Annotated in this window: 17 protein-coding genes; 11 read left to right on the top strand and 6 right to left on the bottom strand. The window is 66.3% G+C overall.

Annotation, left to right across the window (positions count from 1 at the left end; translation table 11 throughout):
• The first annotated feature begins 7 nt into the window (after window positions 1–7).
• Complete coding sequence (locus AC1DIO_RS00795; RefSeq protein WP_476853010.1) at window positions 8–616, top strand: glutathione S-transferase family protein; 609 nt, start codon at window positions 8–10, stop codon at window positions 614–616.
• A gap of 18 nt (window positions 617–634) precedes the next feature.
• On the opposite strand, the gene AC1DIO_RS00790 is transcribed toward AC1DIO_RS00795, so the two are convergent.
• From AC1DIO_RS00790 to AC1DIO_RS00780, 3 genes are all read right to left on the bottom strand, one after another.
• Window positions 635–2,404, bottom strand: a complete 1,770-nt coding sequence (locus AC1DIO_RS00790) for a peptidoglycan L,D-endopeptidase MepK (RefSeq protein ID WP_441504362.1) — start codon at window positions 2,402–2,404, stop codon at window positions 635–637.
• 200 nt (window positions 2,405–2,604) lie between these two features.
• The gene (locus tag AC1DIO_RS00785; protein WP_441504363.1) at window positions 2,605–4,530 is read right to left on the bottom strand and encodes a L,D-transpeptidase family protein; all 1,926 of its coding nucleotides are present in this window, start codon (window positions 4,528–4,530) and stop codon (window positions 2,605–2,607) included.
• A gap of 108 nt (window positions 4,531–4,638) precedes the next feature.
• Window positions 4,639–6,132, bottom strand: a complete 1,494-nt coding sequence (locus AC1DIO_RS00780) for a sigma-54-dependent transcriptional regulator (protein WP_476853009.1) — start codon at window positions 6,130–6,132, stop codon at window positions 4,639–4,641.
• A 165-nt stretch (window positions 6,133–6,297) separates the two neighbouring features.
• Between AC1DIO_RS00780 and AC1DIO_RS00775 the strand changes: the two genes are divergently transcribed.
• The 6 genes from AC1DIO_RS00775 to grxD all read left to right on the top strand — a co-directional run bounded on the left by AC1DIO_RS00775 (window position 6,298) and on the right by grxD (window position 12,537).
• Entirely contained in the window at window positions 6,298–8,154 is a 1,857-nt protein-coding gene (locus tag AC1DIO_RS00775) for a M3 family oligoendopeptidase (RefSeq protein WP_476853008.1), read from the top strand.
• 26 nt (window positions 8,155–8,180) lie between these two features.
• Window positions 8,181–9,062 (top strand): methyltransferase domain-containing protein, encoded by an 882-nt coding sequence (locus tag AC1DIO_RS00770; RefSeq protein WP_476853007.1) that lies wholly within the window; start codon window positions 8,181–8,183, stop codon window positions 9,060–9,062.
• 16 nt (window positions 9,063–9,078) lie between these two features.
• A complete protein-coding gene (locus AC1DIO_RS00765; protein WP_441487945.1) occupies window positions 9,079–9,531 on the top strand; it encodes an acyl-CoA thioesterase in 453 nt (150 codons plus the stop codon).
• Window positions 9,532–9,698: 167 nt separating this feature from the next.
• Window positions 9,699–11,906 (top strand): phosphoribosylformylglycinamidine synthase subunit PurL, encoded by a 2,208-nt coding sequence (gene purL / locus AC1DIO_RS00760; RefSeq protein WP_476853076.1) that lies wholly within the window; start codon window positions 9,699–9,701, stop codon window positions 11,904–11,906.
• A 12-nt stretch (window positions 11,907–11,918) separates the two neighbouring features.
• Window positions 11,919–12,155 (top strand): BolA family protein, encoded by a 237-nt coding sequence (locus AC1DIO_RS00755; RefSeq protein ID WP_113518613.1) that lies wholly within the window; start codon window positions 11,919–11,921, stop codon window positions 12,153–12,155.
• A gap of 46 nt (window positions 12,156–12,201) precedes the next feature.
• On the top strand, window positions 12,202–12,537 hold the full coding sequence (grxD, locus tag AC1DIO_RS00750) for a Grx4 family monothiol glutaredoxin (protein WP_043233156.1): 336 nt from the start codon (window positions 12,202–12,204) through the stop codon (window positions 12,535–12,537).
• Window positions 12,538–12,576: 39 nt separating this feature from the next.
• Here grxD and AC1DIO_RS00745 read toward each other — a convergent pair whose 3' ends face one another.
• From AC1DIO_RS00745 to tlpA, 3 genes are all read right to left on the bottom strand, one after another.
• Window positions 12,577–12,825, bottom strand: a complete 249-nt coding sequence (locus AC1DIO_RS00745; RefSeq protein ID WP_441487946.1) for a DUF1272 domain-containing protein — start codon at window positions 12,823–12,825, stop codon at window positions 12,577–12,579.
• An 87-nt stretch (window positions 12,826–12,912) separates the two neighbouring features.
• Window positions 12,913–14,643 (bottom strand): carbamoyltransferase family protein, encoded by a 1,731-nt coding sequence (locus tag AC1DIO_RS00740; protein WP_476775563.1) that lies wholly within the window; start codon window positions 14,641–14,643, stop codon window positions 12,913–12,915.
• A gap of 48 nt (window positions 14,644–14,691) precedes the next feature.
• Entirely contained in the window at window positions 14,692–15,321 is a 630-nt protein-coding gene (gene tlpA, locus AC1DIO_RS00735) for a thiol:disulfide interchange protein TlpA (RefSeq protein ID WP_441487948.1), read from the bottom strand.
• Window positions 15,322–15,350: 29 nt separating this feature from the next.
• On the opposite strand from tlpA, the gene argH reads away from it, so the two are divergent.
• The 4 genes from argH (at window position 15,351) to AC1DIO_RS00715 (ending at window position 21,277) form a co-directional block, all read left to right on the top strand.
• Window positions 15,351–16,742 (top strand): argininosuccinate lyase, encoded by a 1,392-nt coding sequence (gene argH, locus AC1DIO_RS00730; RefSeq protein ID WP_476853006.1) that lies wholly within the window; start codon window positions 15,351–15,353, stop codon window positions 16,740–16,742.
• 165 nt (window positions 16,743–16,907) lie between these two features.
• Window positions 16,908–17,168 carry an LPS translocon maturation chaperone LptM gene (gene lptM / locus AC1DIO_RS00725; protein ID WP_441504369.1) on the top strand — a complete coding sequence of 87 codons (261 nt, stop codon included), beginning with the start codon at window positions 16,908–16,910 and terminating at the stop codon, window positions 17,166–17,168.
• 7 nt (window positions 17,169–17,175) lie between these two features.
• Window positions 17,176–18,468, top strand: coding sequence for a diaminopimelate decarboxylase (gene lysA, locus AC1DIO_RS00720; RefSeq protein WP_441504370.1), 1,293 nt, complete (start codon window positions 17,176–17,178; stop codon window positions 18,466–18,468).
• 130 nt (window positions 18,469–18,598) lie between these two features.
• Window positions 18,599–21,277 (top strand): TIGR02302 family protein, encoded by a 2,679-nt coding sequence (locus tag AC1DIO_RS00715; protein WP_476853005.1) that lies wholly within the window; start codon window positions 18,599–18,601, stop codon window positions 21,275–21,277.
• Window positions 21,278–21,279: the final 2 nt, after the last annotated feature.

Here is a 21,279-nt window from a genome sequence, read left to right as displayed (position 1 = left end):
GATTGCGATGCTGCTCGTTGGAATGCTGGACAGTCCCTATGTGCGGCGCGCCGCCATTACCGGAACCTTGCTCGAGGTCGAATTCGAGCATCGCTCGGTCTCCGTGTTCCGCGACATGGATGCGTTCCGGGCGATCAATCCATTGATCAAGGCACCCTCGCTGGTTTGCGAGGATGGCACGGTAATCAGCGAGTCGCTGCTGATCATCCAGCATTTCGAGGATGTCGCCGGCCGTTCCCTGCGACCGATCGAAGACACTGCCCGGGTCCGCGATCTCAGCCTGACCGGCATTGGCATCGTCGCGGCGGACAAGGCCGTCTCGGTGGAATATGAGCGCAAGCGTCCCGAAGCCCAGCGCTATGCACCCTGGCAGGAGCGCATCGTGACGCAGTTGCACACTGCGCTCGATCTGCTGGATCAGGCGGCCCAGCGCGGTGAACTGGGCTCGGGGCCGGAGCTCGAGCCTGCCGATATCGCAGCTGCCATCGCCTGGGGGTTCTGCCGCTTCGTGATCCCGGACTATGTCGAGGAGAGCCGCTGGCCGGCTCTTGCTGCTCAGGCGCGCGCCTGCGAGGAGCTGGCCGTGTTCAAGGCCTGGCCAATCGACCGGGAGTGAGCCCCCGGTTCAGCCTGCTCAGTTCTGGACGAAGTTCGTCGGCAGTGGTTTCACCGCAGGGCCGCTGAAGCTGCCGGTCTTGGCGTCGCTCGGATCGGCATGGCTGAAGCCGAGCGAGGCGGCCGGACCGGGGCCCTGGACCCAGCCGGGTGGCGGGGCCGAGGCGGCCTTGGCGCGTGCGGTCGCAACCGTCACCTTGCGACCTTCGGGCGCGGGACGGCTAACGGCGGCGAAGAGCGAGTCCAGGTTCGAACGGTCGGCGTCATATTGCGCAACGATCGGCGTGGGTGCAGGGCTGCCACCGTTGTTCCGCTCGGTCCGGGCAATCACGGTGCTGCCGAGTTGCGGCCGGCTCGGCGGCATCGGATGAGTGATCGTGACCAGCCTGCCTTCCTGCTGGACGGCCGGCACCGGGTCGGCATCGCTGCCGCGCAACGAGGCCGTGGCCAGGTTCGCAAAGGCGACCGGACGCGAAGGCGGCAGCGGGGCGGCCATCGGCTTGCCGGCGACGACCGTCTCGACCAGTGCCGTCATTTCGCCGGGACGGCGCGGCGGCAGCGAGGCCAAGATCAATTTCTGCTCCTCGCCGGGGCGGCCGCCGGGCGCAAGCTGAGGTGCGAAGGCAAGTGCTCCGCCTTGCTGCGGCAGTGCAGCAACCTGGACAACGCCCTGCTGCCCAGCCGGCGGAGTGAGGCCGCCAGGGCGTGCGATGGGAAGCGGCGCGTCGATCAGCTTCGGCCTGACCTCTTCGGGAGCGGGCGCTGGTGCGAGCGCCGCGACCTGAACCGGCGGCTCGGCCGGGACGGGGGCCTGACGGATGGGGCGGGTCACGCGCGGAGCCGGCTCCGGAGCCGGGACCGCGACGAGCGATGCGCCGAAGCGCGTGCCGCCATCCTCCGAGCTGCTGTCGGCGTAATTCTGGCGGGCATAGGCCATGACGACCGGCTGCGGCTTCGGCGCGGGGGCGCGCCCGCGCTGTGGCCGTGCATCCGCCTCCTCGTCATCGCCGCCGAAGAGGGCGGCCCACAGGCTCTTGCGACCGGATGAAATCACCGCGCCTTCATCGAGATCGGCGGCGGCATAACCAGCCACGGCACCGCCGCGCGCCAGGACATCGGCTTTGGCCAGCTCGTATCCGGCAAGCGGCTGGCCATCGGCCGGCAGATGCACGGTCTTCTCGTCCGGGAAGAGGCGCACCAGCTGGTCGCGCGTCATGCGCGGCCAGGAGCGGACCGAACCGGCATCGAGATGGACGAATGGCGTATGCGCGCCCGGATAGAAGCCGACGCCGCCGCGTTGCAGCCGCATGCCGGCTTCGCGAATCCTGGCTGTCGGGGTATCCGGCAGGTAGAAGTCCATCGCCTTGCCGAGCGTGTGCTGGCTGTGCTTGGCGACGCCGCGCGAGCGTCGGCGCAGCATCGAATTGGTACCGGGCGAGCGATAGGCTGAGACGACGTGGAAGGGCTGCTCGGAGCCGACGGTGCGCTGAACCTCCCAGGCGACGTCGAACAGGCGCGGGTCCATCTTGATCGGTTCGTCGATGCGCCAGTCGCGCAGGGCCCAGTTCAGCTTCTCCAGGCCTTCGGCGACATAACGTCCGTCACGCTTGAAGGTTACGGTGATCTCTTCCTTGGTGTGCATGTGCCGGATGGAGATCGTGCGCGTGTCGCCATTGGCGACGGCGTTCTGCGTGCCGCGGATGCCGCAGACGAGGGCCGCGAATGCAATGGCCATCGTCAGTCCGCCACGGAAACCCGGCGTAACGCGCAGCAGAAGCCGTCTCGGCATGGTGGCTGAGGATCTGCTCAAGCTACTCGACCCGTCTCGATGCGCCGGCAAGGAGCTCGGCAAACGTCAACGAACAGTTGCGGAGATGCGTTAACAGCAGGTTAACAAGCAGGTAACCTGCACGCTACGATTCTTTCCACCGAAGCTGGCTAGCTGTGGATCGTGGCGAAAAGGTGCCCGATCCACATTTCGCCACGATCTCAGCCCTGCTGCTCCAGAGCCTGCCGCACCATGCGGTGGAAGCCGTAGATATCGTCGAAGGTCACCAGCTTGCCGTCCGGCTGGACGACATGAGTGTTGTAGACAAGGTGGATCTGCAGCGGCTGCGGCAGCCGGATGGTGCGCTCACCGGAGCCGATCAGACGCTTCAGACGCTCTGTCGTCCATTCCGGGCCGAGCACCTGGTCGGCAAGCAGGAAAGGATTGTCGACGCGCACGCAGCCATGGCTGTAGGCCCGGCGTTCCGTCGCGAAGAGCCGGCGGTTCGGCGTGTCATGCAGGTAGACGGCATGGTCGTTCGGGAACATGAACTTGATCCAGCCGAGCGCGTTGCGCTCGCCCGGCGGCTGGCGCACCGAGATGTTGTTGCCGCGGCGGGTCACGACATAGCCGCGCTTGGCGGCATAGTCCGGATCGGCGGCGAGGCCGGGCAGGAATTCCTTCTTCAGGATCGATGGCGGCACAAACCAGGATGGGTTGACCACGACATGGTCCATCCGGTGCGAGAAAATCGGCGTCGCCGATTCAGGTTTGCCGACGATGGTGCGGGCGTGGTGCACCACCTTGCCGTCGCGGATTACCCGCATCTGGAATTCCGGCACATTGACCATGATATGGGTCTGGCCGAGATCGGCGGGCAGCCAGCGCCAGCGCTCCATCTGCGCGACGATGTCCTGCTGGGCGCGGTTGGTCGCCGGCGTGCCGAGCGCCGCAATCGTCTGGGCGCTGAGGATGCCGTTGGCGCGCAGGCCAGCCTGTTTCTGGAACTCGGCGACTGCAGTGGCGGTCGAGCGATCGAACACAGCCTCATCGGACGGGCCGAGGCCGAGCCGGGCGCGGATCAGGTGTACGCGCTCGTCACGCATGCCGAGCTTGAGCGGAGGGCCGGCGGGAATGCGCACCATGGGCGTATCGTCCTGGTGGTGGCGCAGCTCGGCGAGCTTGGCCTTCAGGCGGCGATAGCCCTCATGCGGCGGGTTGTAGGCCGCCAGCACCTTGCCCGGATCTGGAACGGCCGCGATCTCGGAGAGAACCTCGGTGGCGGAGGGCAGATACAGTGTCGGCGTGAGCAGCTTGGAAAGCCGGCGCGGGTCGACGCGGGCGCCGCGCGCGTCGCGGGCATAGAGCACGGCGAGCGCGGAAAGCCGGACATCGGCCTCGGCGAGGCTGCCCTTGTCGCTGGCCTCGAAAACGGGCAGCGGATAGTCGGTCGGTCGCAGGCCATCCTCGCCGGCGCGGCTTAGCTGCGCCACGAGCAGCTTGGCCGCCGCGCTCCAGCCCTTGCCGTCGATCCAGAAGGGACGGTTCTCGAAAGCCTGATAGGCGGCGAGGATCTCGCTGCGCTCGCGTTCCGCGAGGCGCGGCAATGCCAGCGCTTCCGGCGCGCGCTCGGTGATTTCGGCGGCGAGCGCCGGTCCGGCGGGAAGCTCGACCACGACCTTGGGCAGGTCCGGCGGCGCAATCACGGGTTCGGCGGAGCGCAGAGGCGCAGGCCTGGCGGCGGGGACAAGCGCTGGGTCGGAAGGCGGCAGATCGATGGCCGGGATGTCGAGCACCACAGGCTCGTCGAGGTCGACGCCGGGCGTCGTGGCAGGCGTCGGGGGCACCTCGAGCGGAGCAAGCCCGCCCTGTGGCTGGGCCGAGGGGGCAACCGTGCCGGTCACCATCTCCGGCTCGGCGTTCGCGGCCTTGGGGGCGGTCTCGATCGTGACGACAACCTCCGGCAAGACCGGCGGCGTCAGGCTCTCGGGCGGCTTGTCGCCATTCAGTATCAGCAGTGCCGGCTGCTCGGGCAGGGGGATGCCGAGTTGAGGCTCAAGGGTAGCCTGCGCAAGCGCATATCCGGTACCAAGGGCCAAGGCCAGGACCGATGCAGAAGCAAAGCTCGCCCAGTGGCGACGACGCATGGTCCAATTCCCTATAGCTCTGCCCGATATCCGCGATACCTGCGTGACTCGGCCTGTTTCGACAAGATGCGGGGGTGCAACAGCGGGCATCTTTCAGCTCTACAACGCCTATGCCGCATCCGAGTTCGCAGATGCGTCATCGCCCTCGATCAGCCCGTAATCCTTGAGTTTGCGATAGAGCGTCGAGCGACCGATGCCGAGTTTGCGCGAGACCTCGGACATGTGTCCGCGATAATGCGCCAGGGCGAATTTGATGATCTCGCGCTCGAGCTCTTCGAGCCTGCGGATGTCGGAGCCGGCGACCAAATCGAGCGCATTGGGATCGCGCACCGGCACCTGAATGATGCGCGGCGCCTCGTCGCGCGGCTCGGGGCGAGCGGTTGCGGTCGGCGCGGCCGGGATACGGACTTCAAAGCCTTCCATCTGCGCCGCGATCTGGGGGAATTCGGCGACGGTCAGCTCATCGCCATCCGCGAGCACGACCGCCCGGAACATCGCATTCTCGAGCTGGCGGACATTGCCCGGCCAGTCATAGCCGTTGATCAGGTTGAGAGCCTCGGGCGAGATCGCTCGCAGCTTCTTGCCCTCTTCGGCAGCGAACCGGACGAGGAAGCCGCGGGCCAGATCGGCGATGTCCTCCCAGCGCTGCCGCAGTGGCGGCAGCGTGATCGGGAAGACATTCAGGCGATAGTAGAGATCCTCGCGGAATTCGCCGCGCTTCACCTGATCGAGCAGGCTTTTGTTGGTGGCTGAAATGATCCGGATGTCGACGCGCACCGATTTCTTGCCGCCGACAGGGTCGACCTMGCCCTCCTGGATCGCGCGCAGGAGCTTGACCTGGGCATCGAGCGGCAATTCACCGACTTCGTCGAGGAAGAGCGTGCCGCCATTGGCTTCGACGAACTTGCCGATATGGCGTTCGGTGGCGCCGGTGAACGCGCCCTTCTCATGGCCGAACAGGATGGATTCAACGAGATTATGCGGGATTGCGCCGCAGTTCACCGTGACGAAGGGCTTGCCCTTGCGGTCGCTGGAGCCCTGGATGGCGCGCGCCAGCACCTCCTTGCCGACGCCGGATTCGCCCTCGATCAGGATCGGGATGTTCGATTTCGCGGCGCGTTCGGCCAGTCCGATGACACGGCCCATGTCCGGGCTCTTGGTGGCGAGGTCGCGGAAGCCGAGCTGCCCGGAGGCGCGGCGCTTGAGATAGCGCAGTTCATGTTCGAGCGCGCCGAGCTTCAGCGCGTTCTTGATCGATATCTGCAGCCGCTCGGCGCCGACCGGCTTGACCACGAAGTCGACGGCGCCGGCGCGCATCGCCGAGACCACGGTTTCGATCGAGCCGTTCGCGGTCTGCACGATCACCGGCGTGTCGATGCCGCGCTCACGCAGCCGGGAGAGCACGCCCATGCCATCGAGATTGGGCATGACCAGGTCGAGGACCACAGCGTCGAAGGCTCCGGTCTCGCCATTGCCAAGCAGGGCAAGCGCCTCGTCGCCGCTCTCAGTCACGACGACGTCGTAGCCGAAGCGCTTCAGCATGGCGTCGAGCAGTCGGCGCTGAACGGGATCGTCATCAACGACGAGAACGGTGGTTGTCATGTCACCTCGATGCCGGTCGCTGCAGAATCAGTGTTCCGTTTCGGGGCACTGTCATCCAGAACGGTTAAGCCGCTCTTAAGCGCCGGCGTCGGGCGGCGGCGTTGATCGCGCGGCCTTGTCCGCGCATATGGGTAAGGATGGTTTCGCCAGCGAGGTGCCTTTGACATGACGATTGCTTTCGACGGGACGATCTCCGCCAACGTCGCAAAAAGCGCGGCGAGCAGCGCCGCCAAGACAGCGAAGGCGCTGGGCAAGCTGCCGGAATGGGATCTCAGCCATCTCTATGCGTCGATGGATTCGCCCGAGTTCACCGCCGATCTCGACCGCGCGCTGACCGACTCGCAGCGCTTCGCCGCACTCTATCGCGGCAAGCTGGCGGAGCTCGCCGCCCGTGACGACGCGAGCGCGACACTCGCTGAAGCCGTGCGTGCCTACGAGCGGCTGGAAGACCTGCTCGGCAAGATCATGTCCTATGCCGGCCTCATCTACTCCGGCGACACCACCGATCCGAAGCGCGCCAAATTCTATGGCGACACCCAGGACCGGATGACGACCGCCTCGACCGAATTGCTGTTCTTCGGGCTCGAACTCAACCGCCTCGACGAGGCGCTGCTGGCCAAGATCGCGGCCGAGCCGCCGCTGAGCCATTGGCAACCCTGGATCGAGGATCTCGCCAAGGACAAGCCGCACCAGCTCGAAGACCGGATCGAGGAACTGTTCCACGAGAAGTCGGTGACTGGGCGTGGTGCCTGGAACCGGCTCTTCGACGAGACCGTCGCCTCGCTGCGCTTCACGGTGAATGGCGAGGAGCTGACGCTCGAGCTCACCCTGAACAAGCTGCAGGATGCCGACGGCGCGGTGCGCAAGGCTGCGGCCGAAGCGCTGGGCACGGTGCTGCGCGGCAATCTGCGCACGTTCTCGCTGATCACCAACACCCTCGCCAAGGACAAGGAAATCTCCGACCGCTGGCGCAAATTCGAGGATGTCGCCGATTCGCGGCACCTGGCGAATCGGGTCGAGCGCGAGGTCGTCGATGCTCTCGTTGCGGCCGTGCGCGAGGCCTATCCGCGCCTGTCGCACCGCTACTACAAGCTGAAGGCCCGCTGGTTTGGCCGCGAGGCCCTCGATTACTGGGACCGCAACGCGCCGTTGCCCAAGGTCGAGCAGCGCACGATTCCCTGGACCGAGGCGCGCGACACCGTTCTCGACGCCTATGGCGCCTTTTCGCCCGAGATGGCCGGCATTGCCCGGCGCTTCTTTGACGAGGGCTGGATTGATGCGCCCGCCCGGCCGGGCAAGGCGCCCGGCGCCTTCGCGCACCCGACCGTGCCGTCGGTCCACCCCTATGTCCTGCTGAACTACCAGGGCAAGCCGCGCGACGTGATGACACTCGCCCATGAGCTCGGGCATGGCGTGCATCAGGTTCTGGCGGCGCCGAACGGGGCGCTGATGGCGCCGACACCACTGACCCTGGCAGAGACGGCGAGCGTTTTCGGGGAGATGCTCACGTTCCGCAAGCTGCTCGACGGAACCACCGATCCGAAGCAGCGCAAGGCGATGCTGGCGGCCAAGGTCGAGGACATGATCAATACGGTCGTGCGCCAGATCGCGTTCTACTCCTTCGAGCGCAAGGTGCATGAAGCGCGCAAGGCAGGCGAGCTGACGGCGGACCAGCTTTGCGAACTCTGGATGAGCGTGCAGGCGGAAAGTCTCGGGCCGGCGATCACGCTTGGACCGGGCTATGAGCCGTTCTGGGCCTATATCCCGCATTTCATTCATTCGCCCTTCTACGTCTATGCCTATGCCTTCGGGGATTGCCTGGTGAACTCGCTTTACGGCGTCTATCAGAACTCGGCCGGGGGCTTTCAGGAGCGCTATTTCGCCTTGCTCTCGGCCGGTGGAACCAAGCACCACTCCGAGCTGCTGAAGCCGTTTGGTCTCGATGCGCGCGATCCCGCTTTCTGGCAGATTGGCCTCTCCATGATCGAGGGGTTGATCATCGAGCTGGAGGGAATGGCGTGAGGCCGCAATAGCGCCGGAGCGCGGGCATGGCTGAGGGTCCCCTGGTTTTCGATCGTGATCTCGTCCGCCGCCGCCAGGCACGGGCGGTGGCGGGAGGCTATCCCGATTTCCTGCTGGCCCGCGCCAGCGAGGATCTCGACGAGAGGCTCGCTGCGGTGCTGCGCCGCTTCGCATTGGCGGCCGATCTCGGCACGCCGCTGCCGGTTGCAGCACCCGTGCTGCGCGCCAAGGCCGAGGTGCTCTGGCGAATGGCGGAGACCGAGGGGGCGAGAGGCGATGTCGTCGGCGATCTCGAGCGCCTACCGCTCGCAGCGGCTTCGATCGACCTTGCCGCCTCGCTGCTCGCGCTGCACGGCGTCAACGACCTGCCGGGGGCGCTGATTCAGATCAGGCGGGCGCTCAGGCCCGATGGCCTCTTCATYGGCTGCCTGCTGGGCGGTCGCACGCTTCAGGAATTGCGCGAAGTCCTGCTTGCCGCCGAAGCCKAGACGACCGGCGGCGTGAGCCCGCGTGTCGCGCCCTTCGCCGATCTGCGTGACATGGGCAGCCTGCTGCAGCGCGCGGGATTCGCGCTTCCGGTGGTCGATAGCGAACTCGTCACGGTGCGCTATCGCGACCTGTTCGGCCTGCTGCGTGATCTACGCGCGATGGGCTGGGCCAATGCGCTGACCGACCGGCGCAAGGCGCCGCTCCGTCGCGACACGCTGATGCGTGCAGCTGCGCTCTATGCCGAGCGTTTTGCCGATCCCGACAGCCGGTTGCGCGCCACGTTCGAGATCGTCTGGCTTTCCGGCTGGGCGCCGCATGAGAGTCAGCAGAAGCCGCTCAGGCCGGGCTCGGCCAAGGCGAGGCTGGCGGATGCGCTCGGCGTGCCCGAGATCGGGACAGGCGAGAAGCCGGGGCAATGACAGGGAGCAGCAGCCGATGAGCGAACGCGCGGCGCGGCTTGGTCGCTCCCATTTCAGGCTGTTTCGCGCGATTCCGACGCGTTGGGCCGATAATGACGCCTATGGTCACGTCAACAACGTGGTCTATTACTCCTGGTTCGACACGGCGGTGAATGCCTGGCTGATCGAGCAGGGGCATCTCGATCTTGCCGGAAGCGAGATTGTCGGCCTCGTGGTCGAGACGGCCTGCACCTATTTCGAAAGCGTCGCCTTCCCGGAGACGATCGAGGCTGGAATTGCGGTCGAGAAACTGGGCCGCAGTTCGGTGACCTATCGGATCGGCATCTTCCGGCGCGGTGGCGAGCAGGCGGCGGCGCAGGGCCGCTTCACCCATGTCTATGTCGGGCGCGCCAGCCAGAAGCCGGCCCCGATCCCGGACGGATTGCGCGATGCGCTCCAGGCGCTCGCCGTATCGGACGCGCCGGGCTGAACTTAGTTACGGACACCGGTTGGTGCTTTCGCGGGCGGAACAGGCGCGAATGCACGCCTGCATGGCATTGATCGGCGGGAATGCGTTGTCTCCGGCGGACAAGCAGGTTATGCCCCGCGCATCAGAGGCGGGCCGGGCGTCCGCGATCAGGGACCAGGCGAGCCGTGATTCCCAACGAGATCAAGATCACTCCGCAACTCGTGGCCGAGCACGGCCTCAAGCCGGACGAATATCAGCGTTTCCTCCACCTGATCGGTCGCGAACCGACGATCACGGAGCTCGGCATCGTCTCGGCGATGTGGAACGAGCATTGCTCCTATAAATCCTCGAAGATCCATCTGAAGACGCTGCMGACCAAGGCGCTCTGGGTGATCCAGGGCCCGGGCGAGAATGCCGGCGTCATCGATATCGGCGACGGGCTCGCGGTGGTCTTCAAGATGGAGAGCCACAACCACCCTTCGTTCATCGAGCCCTATCAGGGCGCGACGACAGGTGTCGGTGGCATCCTGCGCGACGTCTTCACCATGGGCGCACGCCCGATCGCGGCCTTGAATGCGCTGCGCTTCGGCGATCCTTCGCATCCCAAGACCCGGCATCTTGTCTCGGGCGTCGTTGCCGGCATCGGCGGCTACGGCAATTCCTTCGGCGTCCCGACGGTMGGCGGCGCGGTCGGCTTCCACACGCGCTATGACGGCAACATCCTGGTCAACGCGATGGCGGTCGGCCTCGCCAAGACCGACGAGATTTTCTACGCCAAGGCGTCGGGTGTCGGTAAGGCGATCGTCTATCTCGGATCCAAGACCGGTCGCGACGGCATCCACGGCGCGACCATGGCGTCGGCCGCCTTCGGCGATGGCGGCGAGGAACGCCGCCCGACCGTGCAGGTCGGCGATCCCTTCGCCGAGAAGCTGCTGCTGGAAGCCTGCCTCGAGATCATGGCGGCGGGCCATGTCGACGCCATCCAGGACATGGGCGCAGCCGGGCTGACCTGCTCGGCCGTCGAGATGGGCGCCAAGGGCGACCTCGGCGTCGAACTCGATCTCGACGCGGTGCCCTGCCGCGAAGACCAGATGAGCGCCTATGAGATGATGCTCTCGGAGAGCCAGGAGCGCATGCTCATGGTGATCAAGCCGGGTCATGAGGAGCCGGCCGAGGCGATCTTCAGGAAATGGGGTCTGGATTTCGCCGTTGTCGGCAAGACCACCGACACCTTGCGCTTCGTCGTGAAGCACCAGGGTGAGACCATGGCCGACCTGCCGATCAAGGAACTCGGCGACGAGGCTCCCGAATATGACCGGCCCTGGATCGAGACACCGAAGCTGGCGATCATCGAGGCGGCTGCGGTGAAGCCACCCATGTCGAACGCGGATGCCTTGCTGAAGCTCGTCGGCTCGCCGGATCTCTGCTCGAAGCGCTGGGTCTATGAGCAGTACGACACGCTGATCCTCGGAAACTCGGTGGTCACGCCCGGCGGCGATGCCGGCATCGTTCGCATCGAGGAGGGGCCGAAGGGCCTTGCCATGACCGCCGACGTGACGCCCCGTTATTGCGAAGCTGACCCGTTCGAGGGCGGCAAGCAGGCGGTCGCCGAAGCGTGGCGCAACCTTACCGCCGTCGGTGCGACGCCGCTCGCCATCACCGACAACCTGAATTTCGGCAATCCCGAGCGCCCTGAGGTGATGGGCCAGCTTGTCGGCTGCATCAAGGGTATCGGCGAGGCCTGCAAGGTGCTCGACTTCCCGGTCGTCTCCGGCAACGTCTCTCTCTACAACGAGACCAATGGCATCTCGATCCTGCCGACCCCGACGATCGGCGGCGTCGGTGTTCTGGCCGACGTGACGAAGCACGCGACTGTCGGCTTCAAGGCCGAAGGCGAGAGCATCATCCTGATCGGCGAGACCTCCGGCTGGCTCGGCCAGTCGGCCTATCTCGCGACCATCTGCGGCCGGGAAGAAGGCGCGCCGCCGCCGGTCGATCTCGCGATCGAGCGCCGCAATGGCGAATTCGTGCGCGCGCTGATCACGGGCGGCCGCGTCAGCGCCTGCCATGATCTGTCGGATGGCGGCCTCGCGGTTGCCCTGACCGAGATGGCGCTTGCCGGCGGCGTCGGCGCGACCGTGACGCAGCTTCCCGCGGGGCCGGCCCATGCCGTCCTGTTCGGTGAAGATCAGGCGCGGTATCTCGTCACCGTGCCGTCGAGTGCCGTCGAGGGGCTGCTGACCGAGTCCAGGGCGGCCGGCGTGCCTGCCGCTCTCATCGGCCGGACTGGCGGAAACGCTCTTGCGCTGCCGGGCGAGGCGCCGGTGGCGCTGACCGCGCTMGACAAGGCGCATGAGGACTGGTTCCCGACCTATATGTCGGCCAAGGGCGCGTAAGGAGACACGATCATGGCGATGGACGCGCACGATATCGAGGCGATGATCAAGGCGGCGCTGCCGGACGCGGTGATCGAGATCAAGGATCTCGCCGGCGATGGCGACCACTACGCGGCGACCGTGACCTCGGCCGCCTTCAAGGGCAAGAGCCGGGTTCAGCAGCACCAGATGGTCTATGCCGCGCTGCAAGGCCGCATGGGCGGCGTGCTGCACGCCCTTGCGCTGACGACGACGGTTCCCCAGAATTAGTAGAGATGACCAGCGGGCCTTGACCCCGCCTCAGGAGAGAAGACCGATGAGCGACGTCAACGCCCGTATCGACGCCGAAGTGAAGTCCAGCGACGTGGTGCTCTTCATGAAGGGCACGCCCCAGTTCCCGATGTGCGGTTTCTCCGGGCAGGTCGCCCAGATCCTCGGTTATCTCGGCGTGCCCTACAAGGGCGTGAACGTGCTGGAAGACCAGGAGATCCGCGAGGGCATCAAGGCCTATTCCAACTGGCCGACCATCCCGCAGCTCTACGTCAAGGGCGAGTTCATCGGCGGTTGCGATATCACCCGCGAGATGTTCCAGGCCGGCGAGCTGCAGGCGCTCTTCGAAGAAAAGGGCATCACCGTCAAGCAGGCGAGCTGAGGCTCGTCCGGACCCGTCCGCGGAGCTGCGTCGTAGCCTTCAGGCCGCGGCGCATTCCGGGTGGGGCTTGCGGATCCGTTCCTGTGAGGGCGGGTATTTTTCCAGCTTGTCGGCGGGCCTGATCGGCCTGCGCACCAGTTCGCCGCCGCAATTCGGGCAGGCGCCGTTGAAGCGCGTCTCGGTGCAGTCGGCGCAGAAGGTGCATTCGAAGGTGCAGATCATCGCGTCGCGCGCCTCGGGCAGCAGGTCACGGTCGCAGCATTCACAGTTCGGGCGAAGTTGCAGCATGGCATTCTCCAGACACGGCGGAGAGATCATGCGACCGGCGATGCTGCGCCGCCAGCACTTGCTGATGAGATCGATCAGCCCAGGCGATTACTTCACCAAAAGCCAGTCCTCGACTACCAGCGCATCAAGGCCGCTGGTATAGAACATCAGGATCGCATCCTCTGCCGTGTGCAGAATGGGCTTACCCATGATGTTGAAAGAGGTGTTGAGGATCACCGGAACGCCGGTGATGGCATGGAAGGCTGAGATCAGCGCGTGATAGCGCTCGTTGCGGTCGGCTGTGACGCTCTGCAGCCGGCCAGTCGCATCTTCATGAACCACGGCGGGGACGCGTCCGCGCACCGGCGGCTTCCAGACCAGCGTACGCTCCATATAGGGCGAGTCCTGGTAGTTCTCGAACCAGTCCGTGCCGTGTTCGGCGAGAATCGACGGGGCGAAGGGGCGGAAGGCCTCGCGATACTTGACCTTGGCGTTGAGCAGATCCTTGGCGTTGGCCGGGCGAGGATCGGCAAGGATCGAGCGGTTCCCGAGCGCACGTGGGCCGAACTCGGCCTTGCCCTGGACCCAGCCGACAAGCTTGCCCTCGGCAAGCAGCCGGGCCGTCACCGGGGCAACCTCCTTGGGTGCGAGACGCTTCAGGCGAGGCTCCCAGGCCGCCATGCGCTCCAGCGGCTCGGTCGAGACGCGCGAGCCGAGATAGGGCGTCATCGGGCCCTTCGGCGCGCGCCAGTCCGGATGCGCCTCGGCATGGGCGAGCCAGGCCGCCCCAATGGCATTGCCGTCATCGGCGGGAGCGGAGGGTACGAAGACCTGGCTGAAGCCGTGGCGGCCGACGATCTTGCCGTTGAACGAGGAGTTGAGCGCGCAGCCGCCTGACAGCACCAGATTCTCGGAGGGCACCAATGCGGCAGCTTCAGCCAGCAGAGCCGCCATCATCTCGGCGAAGACATCCTGGCCGCAGCGGGCAAGGTCGGCCCAGCCCTGGTCGAGCGCATCAGTGGGCCGCCGCGCCAGGATCTCGGCGGAGACCGCGCGTATGGTTGCGGTATCCGCGAAGGAAAGCTTGTTCTCCTCGATCCGATAGAGGCGTCGCAGCAGCGCCAGCAAGCCGGCATCCTGCTTGCCATAGGGCGCGAGCCCCATGATCTTCCATTCCTCGCCCTTCGCCTGGTCGAAGCCGGTCAGGTCGGTGACGAGGCCGAAATAGAAGCCGATCGACTCGCGCCCGCGGTGACGCTTCACCTCGCTGATCTCGCCATCGCGCAACGTAAGGATGGCCGAGGCCCCTGTCTCGCCCATGCCGTCGACGACGAGGCAGGCGGCATCGCGGAAGGGCGACGACCAACAGGCATAGGCCGCGTGACCGAGATGGTGGCCATAGCGCTTGATCCCGGTGACATTTGCCTTGCCGAAGGCGCGGTCGAGCCCGAGCAGAGTGCCTAGGCCGGCGCGCTGCTGGCCGAGATGCAGCGAGGCGATCAAGGCCCGCTCGGAGCGCTCCGGCACCAGCGAGCGGTTGAGCTCGGGGGAGAGCTTGAGCAGTTCATCGATCGTGAAGGCGCCGGTCCGGCTCATCTGCTCGAGGAACCCGGTGAACTCCCCGCTCCAGCTCGTCGCGATCTGTACCGGAGCGCCTGCCGGGATGTAGCGCTTGAGCAGGCTTTCCATCCGCGGTGCGGAATCGGGTTCGCAGTTCGGTGCGCGCTTATATTGCAGGTAGCGCTCGGTCGCCTCGGCGAAGAGCACCTCGCCATCGGGGCCAACGATCGCGATCGCAGGATCGTGGAAGGTGGTCGCGAGGCCGATCGTGTAGCTCATGCCGCAACGATATGGAGCAGAGCGCGCGATCAGGCAAACCGCGGCGGCTCAGCGTCCGAGCGCCGTGCGAATGAAGGAGAGCGCGTCCTGGCTGGCCCAGTCGGCAGGGCCCTGGAGCATCGCGAGTTCACAGCCCGACGGGTCGACCAGGAAGCTGACCGGCATGCCTTCGATCTTTTTGGCCGAGCGCAGATCCTGGAAGACCTTGGCCTCCGGATCGGCGTAATAGCCGAGCTGGTCGATCTTGCGCTCGGCAAGCCAGGTCTTCGGCTTCTCGAGGTTCCGGGTGTCGATATTGATCGCCACCACCGCGAAATCCTGGCCGCCGAGCTTGCCCTGCAGCGCGTCCAGCGACGGCATCTCATGCAGGCAGGGCAGGCACCATGTCGCCCAGAGATTGACCAGGACGGTCCGTCCCTTGAAGGCTGACAATGTTGTCGGCTGGCCGTCGGGGCCGTTGAAGGCGAGGTTTGGCAAGGGCTGCGGTGCTTTTGCAACCTCCACGGCCGCAAGTTCGCCGCGTGCCAACGGTCGCAGTTTTTCAGCGGTCGCTGCCGCCGCCGAGCATGATCCCGAATTGCCGGCCCGGCCCTGGACAGAGTAGAAGGCCGCGACGCCGCCGAGTGCAATCAAGGCGAGAGCGCCGAAGGCGGCAAATGTTTTTGAACGAGACGTCATTGCGCGTCCAAAAAGCAGGAAAGAGCGTCGTGAGCAATCGCATGTGGGGAGGGCGTTTCGCCACGGGGCCGGATGCCATCATGGAGGAGATCAATGCCTCCATCGACTTCGACCAGCGCCTGTGGCGCCAGGATATCCGCGGGTCGCTGGCGCATGCGGCGATGCTGGGCGAGACCGGCATCCTGACCCGTGAAGATGTGAACGTGATCAGCGCAGGGCTCAAGGCGATCGAGGCCGAGATCGAGGCCGGCACGTTCACGTTCTCGCGCGCGCTCGAAGACATCCACATGAATGTCGAGAGCAATCTCAAGGAGCGGATCGGCGCTGCGGCGGGCCGTCTGCACACGGCCCGCTCGCGCAACGATCAGGTCGCGACCGATATGCGCCTGTGGGTGCGCGATACGCTCGAAACGCTCGATCGGCAGATCGCCGACCTGCAACTGGCTCTTGCCGAGAAGGCCGAGGCCCATGCCGGTGCGGTGATGCCGGGCTTCACGCATCTGCAGTCGGCGCAGCCGGTGACGTTCGGGCATCACATGCTCGCCTATGTCGAGATGCTGGCGCGCGACCGCGGTCGTGTCCATGATGCGCGCGAGCGCCTCAACGAATGCCCGCTCGGCGCTGCGGCGCTTGCCGGCACCTCCTTCCCGATCGATCGTTTCCACACGGCCAAGGCGCTCGGCTTTGCCAGGCCGACCGCCAATTCACTGGATTCGGTTTCGGATCGCGATTTCGTACTGGAGACACTCGCGGCGGCCTCGATCTGCGCCATGCATCTCTCGCGTTTCGCTGAGGAGATCGTGCTGTGGGCGACGCCCCAGTTCGGCTTCGTCAAGCTCTCGGACAAGTTCTCGACCGGCTCCTCGATCATGCCGCAGAAGCGCAATCCCGACGCCGCCGAGCTGGTGCGCGGCAAGGCGGGACGCGTCTTCGGGCATCTTCAGGCGCTGCTGACGATGATGAAGGGGCTGCCGCTCACCTATTCCAAGGATATGCAGGAGGACAAGGAAGGCACTTTCGATGCGCTGCAGTCGCTCTCGCTGTGCCTTGCCGCCACGTCGGGCATGGTCCGCGACATGGAGCCCAACCTGAAGGTGATGAAGAAGGCCGCGGGCCTCGGCTACGCCACCGCGACCGACCTTGCGGACTGGCTGGTTCGGGTTCTGAAGATGCCGTTCCGCGATGCGCATCACGTCACTGGCAAGCTGGTCGGCGTCGCTTCTGCCAGGGGCGTCGGGCTGGAGAAGCTGACGCTCGCCGAGATGCAGGACGTCGAGCCGAAGATTACCGAGGCTATCTTCGCCGTGCTCGGCGTCGAGCAGTCGGTGAAGAGCCGTGTCAGTTATGGCGGCACGGCGCCGGCCAATGTCCGTCGTCAGGCCAAGCGCTGGCTGAGGCAGCTCGCCAAGGAGCAGCAGTGACAATTCGGGGGAGATGCCCGGGCACAACCCGGGCATGACCGCAGGAGATTCCCGGGGCGGCCCTGCACTCTGCCCTGGGAATGACGCTCCGTCGCTGCAAAGGCTCGCAAGCGCGCGCGCCTTTCGCTACAGTCCCCGTCACATATTGCCCGAGGATTCCCGTTCGTGCTGCACCCCCGCCTGAAACTCGGCCGCGCCATCGTGGTCGCCGGCCTGCTAGGTCTCGCTTTGACTGCCTGCGGCCGCAAGGGACCGCTCGAAGCGCCGCCGAACGCGACCAACGCCCTCGACCTGCCTGACGAGGACATCGGCGCGGTCGAGAACCGCGTGCCGGAGACCACGACTTCGCCGATCGCCAAGCCGCCGAAAGCGAGCCGCGCCATCGCCATTCCGAACAAGAGCTTCGTGCTCGATCCTCTGCTCTGAGATCCCGATGCATCACTTTGCCTATCGCGACGGCGCGCTCTTCGCCGAGGATGTCGATCTGCGCCGGATTGCGGCCGACGTCGGGACGCCGGTCTATGTATATTCCTCGGCGACGATCGAGCGGCACTACAGGCTGTTCGAAAGCGCAATGCGTGGCATCGATCCCGCGGGGCCGGCGCCGCATGTCTTCTATGCCGTCAAGGCGAACGGCAATCTCGGTGTCCTGAAGACGCTGGCCGCGCTCGGCGCGGGGGCCGATACCGTCTCGGAAGGCGAAGTGCGCAAGGCACTTGCCGCCGGTTTCGCTCCCGAGAAGATCGTCTTTTCCGGCGTCGGCAAGAGTGAGAGCGAACTCGCTTTCGCAGTCGGGGCGGGCATCTTCCAGATCAATATCGAGTCGGAGAGCGAGCTCGACCTGTTGTCGAAGGTGGCGGCAAGGCTCGGCAAGCGCCAGGAGGCTGTCTTCCGCGTCAATCCCGATGTCGGTGCCGGCGGCCACGCCAAGATCACCACCGGCTCTGCCGCCAACAAGTTCGGCGTTTCCTTCGAGGAGGCGAGCCGGCTCTACGCACGCGCCGCCAATATGCCGGGTGTCCGGATGATGGGGCTGGCAGTTCATATCGGCAGTCAGATCCGCGAGACCGAGGCCTTTGAGGCGGCCTATGCCAAGATGGTCGGCCTCGTTGGCAGCCTGCGGGCGGAGGGGCACCGGGTCGACCGGCTCGATCTCGGCGGAGGCCTTGGAATTCCCTACGAGATTCCGAAGGATTTCGATCACGGTCCGAGCCTGATCGAGGATTACGCGGCCATGGTCGGGCGCGTCACCAAGGGGCTCGATGTCGAGCTTGGCTTCGAGCCTGGCCGCCTGATCGTCGGCAATGCCGGCATCCTGCTGACGCAGGTGTTGCATCTCAATTCGCGGCCCACCAAGCAGTTTCTCGTCGTCGATGCGGCGATGAACGACCTGCTGCGGCCGGCGATGTACGAGGCCTATCACGAGATCTGGCCGGTGGCCGAGCCTGCTGCCGATATGCGCAAGCTTGCCTATGACGTGGTCGGACCGATCTGCGAATCGGGCGACACATTCACCACCGATCGCCTGCTGTCGGAGCTGAAACAGCACGATCTGATCGCCTTCATGACAGCGGGGGCCTATGGCGCCAGCATGTCTTCGACCTATAATCAGCGCCCGCTGGTCGCCGAAGTGCTGGTCAAGGGTGCCGAATTTGCCGTGACGCGCCCGCGCCAGAGCTATGAAGACCTGATCGGCACGGATCGTGCACCGCCCTGGCTGGCCTGAGCCTGCGGTTCACGAAACGCGGAGCGGCCTGTGTGTGACAGGGCTGCACTCTGGCCTTGCCATATTCACGTGATAGCGTGCTGTTACTTGGTGGGGTTCACGCGGAGCGGGGGCGGCTCGGAGCGACGGCATGAAAGAGGCGCAGCGCCGCATGGCGCTTGATCCGATCGGGAGCATCCGCCAGCGCCTTGGCAGGCTGGCCGCTGTGTCCCGCGTCTCGCTTGCCTGGGAGCGCCTCTGGCCCCGGCTCTGGTTGCCCGCGACAGTCATCCTCACGTTCCTGGCGCTGTCTTGGCTCGGGCTGTGGACGCACCTGCCCTGGCAGGGCCGCGCCATGGGCGTCGTGCTCTTCTTGTCTGCGCTGGCTGCCAGCATCTGGTACGTTGTTCGCACGCCCTTGCCGTCACGGCGCGATGCGCTGGCGCGGCTTGACCAGTCGCTGCAAGGGGCGCATCGCCCGGCCTCGGCGCTGGAGGACAGTCTCGCCGTCGGTTCGAACGATCCGGTTTCCCAGGCGCTGTGGAAGCTTCACGTCGAGCGCCAGGGCGCGCAGATCGCTGGTTTGCKGGTCGCCCCGCCGCGGCCACGCATGGCCATGCGCGACCGGCTTGCCATTCGCGCCGTGCCGCTGCTTGCGGCCGTCACCGCCTTTTTCGTCGCTGGCCACGAGGCCGGATCCCGTATCTCGGCTGCCTTCGACTGGCGCGGTCCGTCGGCGCCGGTTGCCGCCGCCAGGATCGATGCCTGGATCGATCCGCCCGCCTATACCCGCTTGCCGCCGATCCTGATCGATTTCGCCCGGCTGCACGGCACCGCCTTCACCGCGCCGGAAAAATCGACCGTGGTGATTCGCATTGCCGGCAAGAGCGGCATGGATGTCGTGACCACGGGCCGGCTCGACGTATTGCCGCCGCCGCAGACGAAGGATGGCAAGCCGGTCGAGCCGGCCTCTGTTGCCGTGCTGGAAAAGCGCTACATGCTGGCCGGCAATGGCACGCTCAGGATCACCGGCAGCGGCGCGCCTCAGGCGACACTGACCCTGACCGCGGTTGCGGACCAGCCGCCCCAGATCAGCTTCGTCGAGCCGCCCAAACCGGTCAGCGGGGTGCAGGGCGGGCTGGGGCTGACGTTCCGCGCCAAGGACGATTACGGCATTGCCTCGGCCGAGGTCGTCGTCTCGCGGACCGGGCCGCCATCGGGCGGGCGCTCGCTGGTCGAGCCGCCGAAACAGGCGCTCAGCGTTCCGTCCTCCCCGTCCGGCGAGGAAGAACTGAAGAACACGGTCGATTTCTCGGCTCATCCCTGGGCCGGTGCCAAGGTCAAGATGGTGCTCGTTGCCCGCGACGAAGCCGGGCAGGAGGGCCGCAGCGAGACGGTCGAGGTCGTCTTGCCGCAGCGCACCTTCACCAAGCCGCTCGCCAAGGCGCTGGTCGAGCAGCGACGCAAGCTCGTCATGGATGTCGACGCGCGCAAGCACGTCCAGCTCGCCATGGATGCGCTGCTGATCGAGCCTGGGCGCTTCATGAAGGAGGCCGGCGTCTATCTCGGCATGCGCATGATCGGCGAAAGGCTGCGGCGCGCCACCAATGACGACCAGTTGCGCGATGTCGCCGACCTGATGTGGGGCATGGCGCTCCAGCTCGAGGATGGCGATCTCTCCGATGCGGAGCGCGATCTGCGCGCCGCCCAGGAACGGCTGCAGCAGGCTCTGGAGCGCGGGGCGTCCGAGGAAGAGATCCGCAAGCTGACCGAAGATATGCGGCGGGCGCTCGACAAGTTCATGCGCGAGCTCGCCCAGCAAATGCAGCGCCAGCAGCAGAATGGCGACCAGAACCAGGCGCAACTGCCGGAGAATTTCCGCTCAGTGACGCCGCGAGACCTGCAGAACATGCTGAACCGGATCGAAGAGCTTTCCCGGCGCGGCGACATGGCCGAGGCTCAGCGGCTGATGGAGGAGCTGAACAATCTCCTCAACAATCTCCAGATGGCGCGGCCCGGCCAGCAGGATCCGCGGCAGCGCGAGATGAACCAGGCACTCGGCGATCTCGACCGGATGACCCGCGACCAGCAGAACCTCCGCGACGAAACCTATCAGCAGGAACAGCAGCGTCAGAACCGGGCGCAGCAGGGCCGACGCCCTGGCCAACAGCAGGCGCGCCCTGGCCAAGGACAGCGTCAGCAGGGCCAACAGGGCCAGCGCGGGCAGCGTGGACAGCAGCAGCCCGGCCAGGAGGGCGAAGACGGCGAGGGCGAGGACGGGCAGCAGGGAGCCGAGGGTCAGCAGCAGGGCCAAGGGCAGGGGCTGTCACAGCGCCAGCAGGCTCTGCGCGAGCGCCTGCAGGATCTGCAGCGGCGGATGCGCGGCATGGGCGCCCCGGAGTCCGGCGAGCTGGGCGAGGCCGAGGACGCAATGCGCGAGGCCGAAGGCCAGCTCGGCCAGGGGCAGGGCGAGGGTGCGCTCGAATCGCAAGGCAAGGCGCTCGATGCCTTGCGCCGTGGCGGGCAGAACCTTGCCCAGCAAATGCAGGGGCAGCCCGGTGACGGCGACGGTACGGAAGGCGCCTTCGGCGAGCCGGATGGCCAACCAGCCGGCCGGCCTTCTGCACAGCAGCGAGGCCGTGACGATCCGCTCGGCCGGCCGCAGCGTCAGCGCGACTGGGCCGATGGCCGCGTGCGCGTGCCCGGGGCCGATGAAAGTGCGACGCAGCGGGCGCGGCGCATCCTCGAAGAGCTCCGGCGTCGGCTCGGCGATCCGTCGCGGCCCCTCGAAGAGCTCGACTATCTCGAGCGGTTGCTCCGGCGGAACTGAGC

The organism is Allobosea sp. 05T439 (assembly GCF_056396005.1).
The sequence above is the reverse complement of the archived record's forward strand: the minus strand, read 5'-3'. Positions and strand labels throughout refer to the sequence as shown.

Bases quoted from the DNA above. Each gene is read 5' to 3' on its own strand.
- AC1DIO_RS00795 (WP_476853010.1), top strand. From the start codon at position 8: ATGCTGCTCGTTGGAATGCTGGACAGTCCCTATGTGCGGCGCGCCGCC.
- AC1DIO_RS00790 (WP_441504362.1), bottom strand. From the start codon at position 2,404: ATGCCGAGACGGCTTCTGCTGCGCGTTACGCCGGGTTTCCGTGGCGGA.
- AC1DIO_RS00785 (WP_441504363.1), bottom strand. From the start codon at position 4,530: ATGCGTCGTCGCCACTGGGCGAGCTTTGCTTCTGCATCGGTCCTGGCC.
- AC1DIO_RS00775 (WP_476853008.1), top strand. From the start codon at position 6,298: ATGACGATTGCTTTCGACGGGACGATCTCCGCCAACGTCGCAAAAAGC.
- AC1DIO_RS00765 (WP_441487945.1), top strand. From the start codon at position 9,079: ATGAGCGAACGCGCGGCGCGGCTTGGTCGCTCCCATTTCAGGCTGTTT.
- AC1DIO_RS00755 (WP_113518613.1), top strand. From the start codon at position 11,919: ATGGCGATGGACGCGCACGATATCGAGGCGATGATCAAGGCGGCGCTG.
- grxD (WP_043233156.1), top strand. From the start codon at position 12,202: ATGAGCGACGTCAACGCCCGTATCGACGCCGAAGTGAAGTCCAGCGAC.
- AC1DIO_RS00745 (WP_441487946.1), bottom strand. From the start codon at position 12,825: ATGCTGCAACTTCGCCCGAACTGTGAATGCTGCGACCGTGACCTGCTG.
- AC1DIO_RS00740 (WP_476775563.1), bottom strand. From the start codon at position 14,643: ATGAGCTACACGATCGGCCTCGCGACCACCTTCCACGATCCTGCGATC.
- tlpA (WP_441487948.1), bottom strand. From the start codon at position 15,321: ATGACGTCTCGTTCAAAAACATTTGCCGCCTTCGGCGCTCTCGCCTTG.
- lysA (WP_441504370.1), top strand. From the start codon at position 17,176: ATGCATCACTTTGCCTATCGCGACGGCGCGCTCTTCGCCGAGGATGTC.